At 52.5% G+C, this 13,612-nt stretch carries 12 protein-coding genes and 1 pseudogene; 3 read left to right on the top strand and 10 right to left on the bottom strand.

The genetic code is table 11. From position 1 onward, the window contains the following. Positions 1-481: 481 nt before the first annotated feature. The 3 genes from sat to ACE99V_RS05985 form a co-directional block, all read right to left on the bottom strand. Positions 482-1,687 (bottom strand): sulfate adenylyltransferase, encoded by a 1,206-nt coding sequence (gene sat, locus ACE99V_RS05995; RefSeq protein ID WP_400490154.1) that lies wholly within the window; start codon positions 1,685-1,687, stop codon positions 482-484. Beyond that, complete coding sequence (locus tag ACE99V_RS05990) at positions 1,669-2,370, bottom strand: phosphoadenylyl-sulfate reductase (protein WP_400490153.1); 702 nt, start codon at positions 2,368-2,370, stop codon at positions 1,669-1,671. Before ACE99V_RS05990 ends, sat begins: the two co-directional genes overlap by 19 nt. Positions 2,371-2,738: 368 nt before the next feature. Continuing rightward, positions 2,739-4,136 carry an MFS transporter gene (locus ACE99V_RS05985; RefSeq protein WP_400490152.1) on the bottom strand — a complete coding sequence of 466 codons (1,398 nt, stop codon included), beginning with the start codon at positions 4,134-4,136 and terminating at the stop codon, positions 2,739-2,741. Positions 4,137-4,469: 333 nt separating this feature from the next. Between ACE99V_RS05985 and ACE99V_RS05980 the strand changes: the two are divergent. Beyond that, positions 4,470-4,613: pseudogene (locus ACE99V_RS05980) on the top strand (ArsR/SmtB family transcription factor); the annotation flags it as partial. Between the two features lie 99 nt (positions 4,614-4,712). Here ACE99V_RS05980 and rplT read toward each other — a convergent pair. From rplT to ytxC, 5 genes are all read right to left on the bottom strand, one after another. After that, positions 4,713-5,072, bottom strand: coding sequence for a 50S ribosomal protein L20 (rplT, locus tag ACE99V_RS05975; protein ID WP_400490151.1), 360 nt, complete (start codon positions 5,070-5,072; stop codon positions 4,713-4,715). Between the two features lie 94 nt (positions 5,073-5,166). Continuing rightward, entirely contained in the window at positions 5,167-5,364 is a 198-nt protein-coding gene (gene rpmI, locus ACE99V_RS05970; protein ID WP_400490150.1) for a 50S ribosomal protein L35, read from the bottom strand. A gap of 83 nt (positions 5,365-5,447) precedes the next feature. Beyond that, entirely contained in the window at positions 5,448-5,951 is a 504-nt protein-coding gene (infC, locus tag ACE99V_RS05965; protein WP_400490149.1) for a translation initiation factor IF-3, read from the bottom strand. Positions 5,952-6,323: 372 nt separating this feature from the next. Next, on the bottom strand, positions 6,324-8,237 hold the full coding sequence (thrS, locus tag ACE99V_RS05960; RefSeq protein ID WP_400490147.1) for a threonine--tRNA ligase: 1,914 nt from the start codon (positions 8,235-8,237) through the stop codon (positions 6,324-6,326). Positions 8,238-8,679: 442 nt separating this feature from the next. Next, positions 8,680-9,603 carry a sporulation protein YtxC gene (gene ytxC / locus ACE99V_RS05955; RefSeq protein WP_400490145.1) on the bottom strand — a complete coding sequence of 308 codons (924 nt, stop codon included), beginning with the start codon at positions 9,601-9,603 and terminating at the stop codon, positions 8,680-8,682. 128 nt (positions 9,604-9,731) lie between these two features. Between ytxC and yunB the strand changes: the two genes are divergently transcribed. Continuing rightward, positions 9,732-10,454: a sporulation protein YunB gene (gene yunB, locus ACE99V_RS05950; RefSeq protein ID WP_400490144.1), complete on the top strand. Its 723-nt coding sequence runs from the start codon at positions 9,732-9,734 to the stop codon at positions 10,452-10,454. A gap of 169 nt (positions 10,455-10,623) precedes the next feature. On the opposite strand, the gene mqnC is transcribed toward yunB, so the two are convergent. Then, the gene (mqnC, locus tag ACE99V_RS05945) at positions 10,624-11,730 is read right to left on the bottom strand and encodes a cyclic dehypoxanthinyl futalosine synthase (protein WP_400490143.1); all 1,107 of its coding nucleotides are present in this window, start codon (positions 11,728-11,730) and stop codon (positions 10,624-10,626) included. Positions 11,731-11,817: 87 nt separating this feature from the next. Then, positions 11,818-12,714: a spore coat protein gene (locus ACE99V_RS05940; protein WP_400490142.1), complete on the bottom strand. Its 897-nt coding sequence runs from the start codon at positions 12,712-12,714 to the stop codon at positions 11,818-11,820. 194 nt (positions 12,715-12,908) lie between these two features. On the opposite strand from ACE99V_RS05940, the gene ACE99V_RS05935 reads away from it, so the two are divergent. Next, the gene (locus ACE99V_RS05935; RefSeq protein ID WP_400490141.1) at positions 12,909-13,481 is read left to right on the top strand and encodes a YqaA family protein; all 573 of its coding nucleotides are present in this window, start codon (positions 12,909-12,911) and stop codon (positions 13,479-13,481) included. The last annotated feature ends 131 nt before the right edge of the window (positions 13,482-13,612 follow it).

Here is a 13,612-nt window from a genome sequence, read left to right as displayed (position 1 = left end):
CACGGTCAGCCGATCTCAACCAGTCGTAGCACAATCACTCATACGTAGACTGAAAACACCGTAACGCGGGTTAGACGGCCTTACCTACTACCGACGGGATATCGGGTTCAGCAGGCGGCTCAGAGGTGAGCAATGTCACGCATTCTTACCCAGTTCTCATCCCCCTGGGCTCTCTGTAAAGAAGAGGCGTGCCAAAATCCTCATCATCGCCTGTATATTATTGGAATATTTCCAATTGTGTACTCTTGTCAGAAAATAAAGTGTTACGATTGATTATAGCTAGGCACATGAGGGGTGTCAATGAGATCAAGATTATTTTTTCAGACTTTTGTCCGAGCGATTGATCACTCAAAAACCGTACAACGGCGCGGATTATGGGTGTAAGCGTATACATAAAAACCGCTCCTCCCTCTACCCAAGAGGAGCATCCCTGCAAACGCAAAACAGACCGTCGTCCCCGATGGGGCGGCGGTCTCTTCTGTTACGTTTCGATGATCAATCTCTCCTGCAGCCCGTTGATTAGCACACGGGCCACTTCCGGGCGTGTAAACTCCGGAGGCGGCGTCTGTCCGCTGCGCAGCATCTGGCGGACTTTCGTCCCGGAAAGCGTGAGATGCAAGCTGTTGTCGTGCGGACAGGTTTTGGTCGTGGCCATGCCCTGGCATTCGGTACAGTAGAAGCTGTGCTCGAAAAACAACAGCTGAATCCCCAGCTCGTCGGGTGCAAACTCGGAAAAGATGTACTGTGCATCGTAAGTGCCGTAGTAGTCGCCTACCCCTGCGTGATCGCGGCCGACGATGAAATGGGTGCAGCCGTAGTTTTTGCGGATGATGGCGTGAAACACGGCTTCTCTCGGGCCAGCGTAGCGCATCGCGGCGGGAAACGCACCGAGAAACACGCGATTAGCCGGATAGTAATGCTGTAACAGGACAAGATAGCTCTCCATCCGGACTGAAACGGGAACGTCATCCGCTTTCGTCTCCCCGACCAAGGGATTGAGAAACAGACCATCCACAATCTCCAACGCCGCTTTTTGGATGTATTCGTGCGCTCGGTGTACCGGGTTGCGGGTTTGAAAGCCTACTACCTTTTTCCATCCCTTTTCCTTGAACAGGGCCCGGGTCTGTGCAGGAGTGTAATAGTACTCGGGAAACAGCGACGGCGTCGGGCGCTGCCACACGTCAATCGGTCCGCCCACATAGAGATTGGGCTTTTGGTACAGCTTTTTCACGCCGGGGTGAGCGTCATCCGTCGTTTGATAGACGTAGAGCGCCTCCCGTTTTTTATCGGGCGAGTAGCAGCTCTCTACGGTGAGCACTGCGTAGCTTTTCCCGTCATCACCCCGCAGCAGCAGGCGTTCGCCCGGCTTTACGTCGCCGTACACGGTTTCGTCGACGGCCAGAGTGATCGGCAGCGACCAAACCGTTCCGTCAGCCAGTCGCATCGACTCTACCACATGATAATAGTCCGCTTCGTTCATGAAGCCGGTAAGCGGCGAAAAAGCCCCGATGGCCAGACATTCGATATCAGACAGCGTCCAACGGTCAACGGTAACGGACCGGAGCGACTCCGCATCCGGTAACGTACGCCGCTTTTCCACGATGCGGTTTACCAGCGTACCGCCATGCGGCAGGATTGTATGTGACATGGTATCTCCTCCTGGCTCGATTATTTGTGCAGGCCGCATTCCGTTTTGTCGAATCCCGACCACCGTCCCGCCCGCGGGTCTTCGCCGGGCTTGACCGGACGGGTACAGACGCTGCATCCGATGCTTGGAAAATGTTGATCATGCAGGGGATTGTACGGAAGCTCATTCTCGCGGATGTAGCTCCATACCTGCTCGTGGGTCCACGCAGCAAGCGGATTGCACTTGACCAAATGGAACTTCTCGTCCCACTCCAGCTTTTTCGCTTGGGCCCGGGTTGGCGCCTGTTCGCGGCGGATCCCGGTGATCCACGCATCGAAGTGGGAGAGGATGCCTGCAAGAGGTTCCACCTTGCGAATCTGGCAGCACAAGTTGGGATTTTTCTCCCACAGGTTTTCTCCGTGGAGCTCGGCCTGTTCGGCAAGCGTCAGCTTGGGCAGTACCTGAATAAAAGATACGCCGTACCGCTCCTGCAGGCGGTCGCGTGTTTCGTAGGTTTCAGGGAAATACTTGTTGGTGTCCAAATAGAAGATGGGCGTCTGCGGAGCCAGTTTTTGCAGCATGTCAATCAAGACAACGTCTTCTGCACCAAAACTGGAAGCCAGCGTAATGTCGGGGCCAAAGCGCTGAACTGCCCACTGCAGCACCTCTTGCGGACTTTTGCTCTCGAGGCGATACGCCCATAGGTTTATTTCCTCATTTGGTAAAGCGCGACGTTCGGACATGAAATACGTTCCCTCCTTGCTAGGCTTCGCTCTTCATCATATGAAGAGGGGAAAAAAGTGGATACCCTCCATGTATCAGAACCTGAAAAGATTTTCACGCTTCTTCGCATGGGAACGTTTCTGCAACAGGAAACAACCACCGTCAAGGTCGACGGTGGTTGTTTGATTACTTTTTACTATCCTCTTTTTCAACCGGCGCCACCGGGAAAGAGGTATGGGGCAGCACAGGCTTCGGTTGCACGGTATAGCCCTGTAACTGGAAGACGGAAGGTGCCACATAGGCTCCCATGCCACAAGGACAACCCCGCCGGGCGCACAACCAAAAAGCATACCGCTTGTAAGCGATATGCCTTCCCATCAACTGTTTTTTACCTGGTCAAGAGCGGGCTCGTTTGCCTTCTTCTGCCGAAGGTGTTGAGGTAAATGAGGCCGCTGACAGTGACAATGACAGCGAAGATCAGCAGCAGGTTGCTGTACAGATGCGCCTGTGGCCGGCCAACAAACGGCAGCAATGGGACGTCGAGGATACGGCTGTCAAGCAGACTGGCTACTCCTGCAGTACCTACAGCCCCGGAGATGAAAACAGCAAGACCATAAAAACCCATGCCGACGCCAATCTGATGAACCGGTAACGACTGTGTAATGGTTTCTGCCATCGATGTCTGGACAAAGGAAAAACCGATGTACATGATGACGAGAACGGCGCTCGTCAGCCAAACGGGTTTGTCGGTAAGTCCGGCCAATACCAGCAATGCCGCACTGATCAGCACAAATCCGATGCTGAAGGCGAAATGGCTGCCTCTCTTGGCTGTAATATGGCCGGAAACGGTACCGAAAATAACGGCGCTGAACGCACCGGGAAACATGACCAGACCGATATCGTCGGTGGATAAACCGTGCATCGCATGCAGCATGAGCGGAACGACAAAGACGATGCCCATGACAGACCCGAACAACAGAAAGCCAATGATCACGCCTGCGCGATAGCGGGCCCCTTTAAACAGCTCCGGATCCACGAAAGGATGCGGCACGCGCCTGACATGCAGAACGAACCAGACCGCTGCCAGCAGGCTGACGAGCAGGTACGGCCATTGCGGATTGGTGCAAAAGATGACCAAGGCGGAAATCGCTGCACCGAGCAAGACGGCGCCGAGAACATCGACTTTCCCTTTGCCATCCGTCTTCTCCTCTTTCGGCAAAAACCGGAGAAACGCCGGAAGCGCAGCAAGCGTAAACAGCGGAATCAGAAACAAAAGCGACCAGTGGAAGTAGGCGGAGACGTAGCCGCCGATCACCGGCCCGACGCCTACGGCAAACGAGGCGGTTGACGTAAACAGACCAAACAGCTTTCCTCTCTGCTCCGGCGTAAAATAGCGGCTGACGATAATCATCGTCAGCGCCGGAAGTGCCGAAGCTCCTGCTCCTTGCACCGCGCGGCTGACAATCACGAGCGGATACCATGCCTGGAGCAGCATGCCCACCAGCGAGGCGGCAGCATACATCGAAAAGCCAATCACAATCAAGCGGCGAAGATCGTAGATGTCGGCCAGTTTGCCGAATATTACCTGCCCCAGGCCAAAGGTAATAATGAATGTCGTTACCACCCAGCTTACTTCGGACGGCTGCAGGTGGAACTGTTCCGCAATCTTCGGTGTGGATACGTTGAATACTGTCTCGTTCAACACTGCGAAGAAAATCACATACACCACTAAACACGAGAATTTCCGCAGATCAAATGTTTTCTGTGAAGCTGAATCGGAATGCATGCATCTGTCCTCCTTGTACCTTTTGTCGTCTCAAAAAAATTGACTGAAACCATTTGAATCAGCCCCTTCCCTGATCAAGAAGAAAAGGCATACTGCTCGTAAGCAATATGCCTTTTGCTATATAAACAATAGAAAAAGCGTACGTTACGATGAAAGCAACCTACGCCATTTGGTGAAGAATCACACGCAGTTTCCGCAGGAATTACGCGAACACAAATGGATGGTACCATCATGTATGAAGTTAAATTGTAGAGTTCGAACCCTGTTCATGATAATGCACCACCTTCCTAAAATCACTCTTATTTGGAAAACTTTGCATGATGAACTTTATCATTGGTTTGCCTGTTTTGTCAACGTCTGTTTCCAGAACTCCTGCTCGGCGGCCCATTGACCGTAGGGGATATCGCTGATCGGCTTCAAATCCGCCAGCCTCAAGCCTCGAAGCATCTGCGTGTCCTGTTGGAGGCCGGGTTAGTCGTTAACCTCTTCATTCCAAAGTCAGTCAGGCACAGAGTAGGTAAAACGCTTAGTTGCAAAAAGGCACCCGATTCGGGTGCCTTTTCAGATGAGCCTATCTTACGCGTTCAGTTTGCTTTTTGCCACAGCTGCCAGCTCGTTGAACGCTGCCTTGTCGTTTACAGCGAGGTCTGCCAGCATTTTGCGGTTCACTTCAACGCCAGCCACTTTCAGGCCGTGCATGAGACGGCTGTAGGACAGGCCGTTCAGGCGAGCTTGTGCGTTGATACGAGTGATCCACAGTTTGCGGAAATCGCGCTTTTTCTGACGACGGTCGCGATATGCGTACAGCAGGGATTTCATTACCTGCGCGTTTGCGGATTTAAACAGGCGGTGTTTGGAACCGAAGTAGCCTTTCGCTAACTTCAGGATTTTCTTATGACGACGGCGTGTTACAATGCCACCTTTTACTCTTGGCATACTAAATTCCTCCTGGTCTGTCGGGCATGGCGGCTTCTACGTGAGCAGCACTTAGGGAGCCATACCGTGTATTATAGTGAGTCAGATGAAAATCTTACAAATACGTGATCAGTTGCTCGATGCGTTTTTGGTCACCTTTTGCAACGATTGCGCCTTTACGCAGGTGGCGCTTCGCTTTGGTGGACTTGTTGGCAAACAAGTGGCTGGTATAAGCGTGGTCACGCTTCAATTTTCCGCTACCGGTTTTTTTGAAGCGCTTCGCCGCGCCTTTATGGGTTTTCATTTTAGGCATGATAAAAATCCTCCTGTCTTAACTACCTGTTTACTGGATGTTCAAAAAGTCCGGGAAACATTGCCGGTTTTTTGAACTCCATCTTACTTGTCCGATTTCGGTGTCAGAATCATGATCATGCTGCGACCTTCAATCTTCGGCTTGCGCTCAACTACGGCAATGTCCTCACAAAGGGTTGCGACACGCTCAAGCACTTGCTGACCGATTTCGGCATGTGTGATCTCCCGACCGCGGAAGCGAATCGAGCATTTCACCTTATCTTCGTCCTCAATAAATTTGCGGACGTTGCGAAGCTTGGTTTGAAAATCGTGTTCCTCAATGTTGGAAGAAAAGCGGACCTCTTTCAGTTCGATAATCTTCTGGTTACGTCGCGCTTCCTTTTCCTTCTTCGCCTGCTCGTACTTGAACTTACCATAGTCCATGATGCGGCAGACGGGAGGCTTGGCTGTAGGAGCGACATTCACCAAATCCAGATCAGCTTCCTGCGCGATGCGCAGAGCTTCTCTGAGAGGCACAACTCCCAGTTGTGCGCCGTCCGGTCCGATCAAACGAACTTCGCGGGCACGAATCGCTTCGTTCACTAACATCTGATCCTTGCTAATAACTTGCCACCTCCGTCAGCTTTCGAGAAGTAACAAAAGCTCTCATTGAAGCCCATTCGCAGAAGCTGGTTCTTCTGCTTGGGAAGCTTTTGATGTCCTACAGAAAGTTTTCTTGCTTGCTGCCAGTAAACTTTCTTTCGTAGTAACAAAAATGTGCGAACGCTGATGCGCCCGCACATATCTCACCTAGCAAAATCAACACATTCGCACGAATGCTTTGCATAAGAGTGACCCGTCAACAGTCAGAGCAACTGACGTCGAACCAGGTGAGAAGCTGGGCGCTTCTGCTTGTTTCTCGAAGTATGAAGTGATTACACTTTCATAATCATACTGTCTGGATGGTGTCTTGTCAAGGCTTTACTTTACTTCTTCCACTTCAGCCGTAATTTTGGCGATGAACTCATCAACGGAGAGCGTGCCTTCGTCCCCTACGCCGCGCTTGCGAACAGACAGGGTGCCGTCCTGCATTTCCTTCTCCCCGATCACCAGCATGTACGGGATCTTGGCCATTTGCGCTTCGCGTATTTTGTACCCGATCTTCTCGTTGCGCGCGTCCAGTTCGACACGGATGCCGGCTTGCTCCATTTTTTCCCTGACTTGCTCGGCATAGGACACATGCGCTTCGTTGATCGTCATCAGACGAGCTTGCACCGGTGCCAGCCAGGTCGGGAACGCACCTGCATAATGCTCGACCAGAATGCCGATAAAGCGCTCCATGGAGCCGTACATCGCGCGGTGCAGGACGACCGGGCGGTGCTTCTCGTTATCCTGCCCCACATAGGAGAGGTCAAACTTCTCCGGCAGCTGGAAGTCAAGCTGGATGGTACCGCACTGGTGGCGGCGTTTCAGCGCATCGGTGATTTGGAAGTCGATCTTCGGACCGTAGAAGGCTCCGTCGCCCTCTTTGAGTTCGTACGGTTTACCCGACTCGTCGAGCACCTTGCGCAGGGAGCTTTCCGCGATTTCCCACAGCTCGTCGGAACCCATGGAGTCCTCCGGACGAGTGGAGAGCGCCACAGAGTAGTCGAAACCAAACACTTTGTAGATGCGGTCGATCAGTCCCATCATGTTCTTGATCTCGCTCTCGATCTGGTCAGGACGGACAAACACGTGCGCGTCGTCCTGACAGAAGGTGCGTACCCGCAGCATGCCGTTCAGGGCACCGGAGTACTCGTGGCGGTGAACCTGGCCAAACTCGGAATAGCGGATGGGCAGGTCGCGGTAAGAGTGAATCTTGTTTTTGTAGATCAGCATGTGGCCCGGGCAGTTCATCGGCTTGAGCGCGTATGTCGTGTTGTCCACCTCGGAGAAGTACATGTTTTCATGATAGTGCTCCCAGTGACCGGACTGCTGCCAGAGGCGCTGGTTCATGATGAACGGCGTGCGCACCTCGGTGTAGTGGGCCAACTGCTGCAGACGGCGGGAGAACTGCTCCAGCTCGTTGCGGACCGTAAACCCTTTTGGCAGGTAGAACGGCATGCCAGGCGCTTCTTCGGAGAACATGTAGAGCTCCAGCTCTTTGCCCAGTTTTCGGTGGTCGCGCTTCTTCGCTTCCTCGATAAAGTGCAGGTATTCTTCCAGTTCCGCTTTTTTCGGCCAAGCCGTACCGTATACGCGCTGCAGCACCTGATTGTCGGAGTTGCCGCGCCAGTATGCGCCGGCGACACTCATCAGCTTGAACGCCTTGATGTGGCCGGTCGACGGGAGGTGCGGCCCGCGGCAGAGGTCAAAGAATTCGCCTTGCTCGTACAGGGTGATCACGGCATCTTCCGGCAGGTCGCGGATCAGCTCCAGCTTGAGATGATCGTTAATGCCCTCAAAAATGCGGATCGCTTCCTCGCGGCTCACGACCTTGCGGCGGATCGGCAGGTCTTCCTTGATGATCTTCTCCATCTCGGCTTCGATTTTGCCCAAATCGTCCGGCGTGAGGGAAACCGGGATATCCATGTCGTAGTAGAAGCCGTCTTCGATAACCGGACCGATGCCCAGTTTTACGTCTTTGCCATAGATCCGTTTCACCGCCTGTGCCAGCAGGTGAGCCGTACTGTGGCGGTATACTTCAAGCCCTTCCGGCGAATCCAGCGTCACGATTTCAATTTCCGCGTCCTCATTTACAGGCGTGTAGAGGTCGACCACTTTGCCGTTGATTTTGCCGGCAATCGCTTTTTTCTTCAGGCTGGAGCTGATGGAGCCGGCGATCTCCTCAATCGAGATGCCCGACTCGTACTGGCGCACCGCTCCATCCGGGAACGTAATGTTGATCTGTGCCACGGTTGATACTTCCTTTCTTTTTCATGTGTAGTGGGGAGAAAAATAAAAAAACACTCATCCCAAAAAGGGACGAGTGTAGTTCTCGCGGTACCACCCTACTTCAAGCCGTAGGCCAAACATTGGCGGCACATTTCTTCGTCACGTCGCCTCTCCGTTGCTCACGTAGGTTACTACGCTCCGCTACTCACGGCTTCCGTTCCTCGAACTGCTTGCCACTGTTTGCCCTCCACAAAAATGGATTTGGCTTCTTCATTCCATAACGGTTGACCCGGCTGGCCGATACTAAAGGCGGATGCCCTGTTCCCGGCAGCTACTCAAAGGGGGTAGATCAGTACGTGTACACCGGCAGGCTCTCAGCCCAAGACCCGCCTCTCTGAAGGTGACATCCGTAATGTCCGTGTCCTTCTCATCGTATTTGACTTTATCCATTTGTTTCTCAACATTATAGTTGAGTCGGTTTGGTCACGTCAAGGGTGCGTCGGCTGATCAGGCAAAACGTACAGGAAGTGCAGAGCCGCAGCCGGTTGTCAAAAATGTTGTTGATTGTCTGTGCCAGCGCCTGCTTTTCCTCGGCGTGGTGCAATACAATCTGCTTCGGAGCCAGTGTGACCAAAGCGCTTACCAGATAGTCCTCTTCGCGGCACGATTGCTCCCCCACGCTGAGAATCGCATCCAGTTGGTCCAGCTGAATCTCCTCGCCCCGTTCGTCGTACAGGAGAAACTGTTTGCCGAGATCCGGAACCACGTGCACCAGCGGGTATTTCGTCTCCTGAACGGAAATGAAATAGCGGAGCAGGTCGACGAACTCCTGATACTGCTTGTCTTCCAGATACTCGTCCAATCCTGCCTCCACCCGTTCAAACAGGTCGTTCCAGTGTTCATGCAGGCGAAAGCGGACAAACCCCAGGAGGTTGATTTGGCGTTCCTCTTCCAGATAGTCAAACAGTTTGCGGTATACCTTTGCCTTGCGCGTCGCCATGTGGATCAGCGATGCTTCCTGGTCTCCCGTTTCCTCACACATCCGCAGGACGTACGGCAGGATTTCCGGCCACTCTTCCTCGGCTTCCTCCGCCTCCAGAAGAGTTGCAGCCATCTCCTCGATGATTTCAGGCTCCTTTATTTGAAAGATCCACTCCGTCAGTACGAGCGAAACAAAAGCTCGGGCAAAATCAATCGTGTCCGCATCGTACTCCGCCGCCGACCAGCTTTGAAACTGGAACAGGGTGAAGCGGGGGTGCACGACATCCTTGTATGTAATTTGTACCGGATCGGTTTTCACGCGCTCCGTTAACGTCTGTACGATTGAGCGAAATGCGGGACTGTACGTAGGGTTGTCTGTTTCCAGGTAAACATGAAAGGTCTGCATATCCATCCCCCCAATCGCAATGTACTTTAAGTATATGTCCGCCCCATGACGATATACTTTTAAACGGTTGGAAATTAGGACAAGGTTGCCTGGCATAAGCTTTTACAAAGGATGGGGGGGACGAAGTTTTGGGTCGTTTTCGATACAGGCGCACCATTCGCTGGCCGATTGCAAGAATGTCAAAACCTAAAATATATTTTTGGACGCTTATTGTCTTTATTGTGCTGACGGTTCAGTCGGTGTATCTGATTGAACAAAGATTGGAGCCCACCCTGTTGATTCTGGCAAAACAAAAATCGGAGCAGTTGGCAAAAGAAGCGATGAACGATGCGTTAACCAAAAAAATCTCTCAGATGAATTTGAATTTCGATGAAATTGTAAAAATGCAAAAGGATGCGGAAGGGAAAATACGCGGGGTTAATTTGGAATTTAAAGAATACTCGAGAATCGTGGGGGAAAGCACGCAGCGGATTAAGAGCAGACTGAAAGAATTGGAAGAAGAGAACATCAAAAGTTACATCCCCCTCGGCCTGGCTACGGGAAACAGCTTTCTTTCAGATATCGGTCCGAAAATCCCGATCACTTTTGTGCCGATCGGGTCGGTGAAAACCAGACTGGATACAAAACTGGTTGAGGCCGGAATCAACATGGTAATGGTAACCGTCTTTATTTACGTAGAGGTAAACCTGCGAATCGTTATTCCGTTTGCGACTGATCAGACGACGGTGACTACTGAGATTCCCATCACCCATTCCCTGGTCATCGGGGACGTTCCGTCGTACTGGTACAATAACCCGGAAGGAAAACCTGATGTGCCCCTTATCAAAGGACCAGGGTCAGTCACACCGTGAGTAATATCTTCGAAAGCAAATAAGAAAACCCAGCCGACTTTAGCTAACGCTGGTGTCGGCTGGGGCCCCGAACACTTTTCTAGCAGATGTATGGGATGTCCCAATTTATAAATTCTTATACACCCAAGAAAAAGACAGAGCCGATCAAGCGGCTCTGTCCCTTTTTTGGTCAATTCTGCATAACAAAGTCGGTTTCCGCCCACTCGCCCTCGCGGAACACGCGCAAGATTTCGTATCGGGTGTTGCGCTGTGCCGGAATTTTGCCCGCCTCCCGGATCAGCTGCAGGATCAGGTTGGTGTTCACCTTGTACGTACAGGCGGCTGCAGAAACGACGTTTTCCTCCATCATCGTGGAGCCAAAGTCGTTTGCCCCGTAAGAAAGGGACAATTTGCCAATTTCCGGTCCAACCGTTACCCACGAAGACTGGAAATTCGGAATGTTATCCAGCATCAATCGGCTGATTGCCAGGGTCTTCAAGTATTCCTCCGGTGTGTTGTTCACCGCTTTCATGTTGGTGTTCTCAGGCTGGAAGGTCCAGGTAATAAAAGCCGTAAAGCCGTTCGTTTCGTCCTGGGCTTCACGAATCCGCATCAGCGAGAGAACGCGCTCCTCCATCTCCTCGCCGAAACCGATCACCATCGTGGCCGTTCCCGGCAGACCTGCGCGGTGAGCGGCTTTTTGTGTCTCAATCCACTCCGTCCAGGAGCCTTTCAGTCGGGAAATTTTTTTGCGTGTGCGGTCGTCCAGTATCTCTCCCCCTGCTCCAGGCAGTGAATCGAGTCCTGCCGCCTTCAGCTGCTTCAGCACTTCCTCGATCGGAAGCCCGGACACCTGGGCCATCTTCTGAACTTCAGCCGTGGAGAACGAGTGCATCGTAATCTGGGGGAAACGCTGTTTGATACCCCGAAGCAATTCGAGATAGTATTCAAACGGCAGGTCAGGGTTTGTTCCCCCCTGCATCAGAATCTCCGTGCCGCCTACATCCACGGTTTCCTGAATCTTTTGGTAGATGGTTTCATTGGGCAGTACGTACCCTTCCTTCGAACCAGGGGGACGGTAAAACGCACAGAACCGGCAGTACGTATCACATACGTTGGTATAGTTGATGTTTCGTCCGATCACAAAAGTGGTAATCGGCTCAGGATGCCACTTTTGCATGACGAGATTGGCGGCATGGCCAATTTTTTCAATCTGGTCGCTCTCAAACAGCGCCAGTCCGTCTTCCAGGCCAAGGCGCTCTCCAGCAACAGCACGCTCTAAAATTTTATCGATCAAAAGGATCACTCCTCTCTCTTCATACCACGTCCATTCCCCATCCTACCACAAAAAAAGAACCCTGCCTATTGGCAGAGTTTAATCCGCTTAGCCGGTGATAGGGTCGTCGCTGCCTGCGCCTTTTTTTCGCGTGCCGCGAGTCGTCCGAATATCTGTCTGGCTGGTCAAAGCGGCAAGAGGATCCCCCATCTGGGGGGAAGGCCCCTCGTGCACCATCGCTGTCTGATCCGTTTCTGTCGCGTAGTGCTCCTGGCGATAGGTGGGCGAAGAGAAAATATGGCTGGCATTGACTGATGACTTGGGAGTCGGCAGCGGTTGATCGCCGGCAATTGTTCCCGTCTGCTGCGGGGGAAGCGACGATGGTTCCACTGCACTGCGCAGCCCTGTTCCGATACCGGAATGATCCATGGGTGCGGCGTGCATCTGTGCAGCCGGTTGATCCGGATGGATGGGCTGATAGCCCCGCAGGAGCTGGGCATTGTCCGCCTCGTGCAGCGTGGCCAGTGGGTAGTAGCCTCTGCGCTGCATGAATCCCCAGACTTCATACGCCTGATTGGCACAGTTGATCGCGCTTTGCAGAAGCACGTTGCGGATTTGCGGGTTGGCCGCCTCCAGCGCTGCGCTCATTTTTAGCTTCGCACCGGATTTGTGCAACCCAAGCATCACAGAAGCGACGTCCCGGTCGTCCATTTGTCCGGCATTTGAATGGGGTTGAGTCTGCAGCGGTTTGGCAACCGCCGAAGGCGTCAGCTGCACATTCGCCCGGTACGGTACGGCAGCGCCGATCCCTACTCCCTGAACAAGATGTACCATGCTGTTGTATTCGTTCTGCATGAACTGCAGTTGGGCAGTCAGCATCTGCTTCAGTTCCAGATCATGTACGTACGAACCAAACAGTTGAAGCGTGTTGCACGCGTCGATCGCTGCGTTTAACACTTCGTGCAGCTCAAGAACTTCATGGGCTCCATACGGGTATGTTTGCATTCAAATCCCTCCTGTTTCAGACAATCGCTAACAGTATGTCCGAAACAGTACCGCTGTAAAAGGATGATGACGCAACTTTGCAATCCATGAATGCAATGAGGGTGCCTGTCATATAGATAAAACTACAGAAACCTGTTCGTTTCCTGTATAATGAAATGGCGATATTTGATCATCGTCGATTGAAGGAGAAGCACATGTTTGAACAAATTACGCAAATGTTTATGCAATATGGAATCTGGGGATTGTTCGGGTTAGCCTTTCTCGACTCGTTCATCATTCCCGTCCCACCGTTTTTCCTGCAAATCGGCATGAGTTTGATAGAACCGGGAGCCGCTTTGAGGTACGCGACGGTCGCCTTCACCGGCTCCATCCTCGGTGCGCCCATCGGCTATTTTATGGGAAAATGGCTGGGCAAACCGATCCTGAACAAGCTTCTCCCTGAGAAATGGACAGCGCTTGCGACCGAGCAGTTCTCCAAAAACGGCGATGCCGCGGTCCTGATCGGGTCCTTTACGCCGATCCCTTTCAAAGTGTTTACGATCCTGACAGGCGTATTCAACTACTCGCTCACCAAGCTGATGCTGTTTGCCATCCTTGGGAGGGGAATAAAGTTCTATCTGATCGGAATTTTGTTCTACCTGTATGGAAAGCACGCCAAGGTATTGCTGGATGAGTATCTGGAGGTCACCATCCTGGGTGTGGGGGCAATCGTTGCCATCATCTGGTTTATCTGGCAAAAGCGGCGGAAAAACCATCTGGATAAATAAGCACGACAAAGCCCTGCGAGCGAGCGCAGGGCTTTCTTAGTGTATAAGAATTAATAAATTTGGACATCCCATACAGCCGCTAGAAAAGTGTTCGGGGCCCCGCCCGGCGAAAAAAGGGACCCCACTCGGCT

Source organism: Brevibacillus soli (genome assembly GCF_044759095.2).
Lineage (GTDB): Bacteria > Bacillota > Bacilli > Brevibacillales > Brevibacillaceae > JBIYSM02.
The sequence above is the reverse complement of the archived record's forward strand: the minus strand, read 5'-3'. Positions and strand labels throughout refer to the sequence as shown.

What these genes read in the sequence shown, in the direction of transcription:
- ytxC (WP_400490145.1), bottom strand. Translation starts at nt 9,603, where the DNA reads ATGCAGACCTTTCATGTTTACCTGGAAACAGACAACCCTACGTACAGT.
- rpmI (WP_400490150.1), bottom strand. Translation starts at nt 5,364, where the DNA reads ATGCCTAAAATGAAAACCCATAAAGGCGCGGCGAAGCGCTTCAAAAAA.
- infC (WP_400490149.1), bottom strand. Translation starts at nt 5,951, where the DNA reads ATGTTAGTGAACGAAGCGATTCGTGCCCGCGAAGTTCGTTTGATCGGA.
- ACE99V_RS05985 (WP_400490152.1), bottom strand. Translation starts at nt 4,136, where the DNA reads ATGCATTCCGATTCAGCTTCACAGAAAACATTTGATCTGCGGAAATTC.
- rplT (WP_400490151.1), bottom strand. Translation starts at nt 5,072, where the DNA reads ATGCCAAGAGTAAAAGGTGGCATTGTAACACGCCGTCGTCATAAGAAA.
- sat (WP_400490154.1), bottom strand. Translation starts at nt 1,687, where the DNA reads ATGCGGCCTGCACAAATAATCGAGCCAGGAGGAGATACCATGTCACAT.
- ACE99V_RS05990 (WP_400490153.1), bottom strand. Translation starts at nt 2,370, where the DNA reads ATGTCCGAACGTCGCGCTTTACCAAATGAGGAAATAAACCTATGGGCG.
- ACE99V_RS05935 (WP_400490141.1), top strand. Translation starts at nt 12,909, where the DNA reads ATGTTTGAACAAATTACGCAAATGTTTATGCAATATGGAATCTGGGGA.
- ACE99V_RS05940 (WP_400490142.1), bottom strand. Translation starts at nt 12,714, where the DNA reads ATGCAAACATACCCGTATGGAGCCCATGAAGTTCTTGAGCTGCACGAA.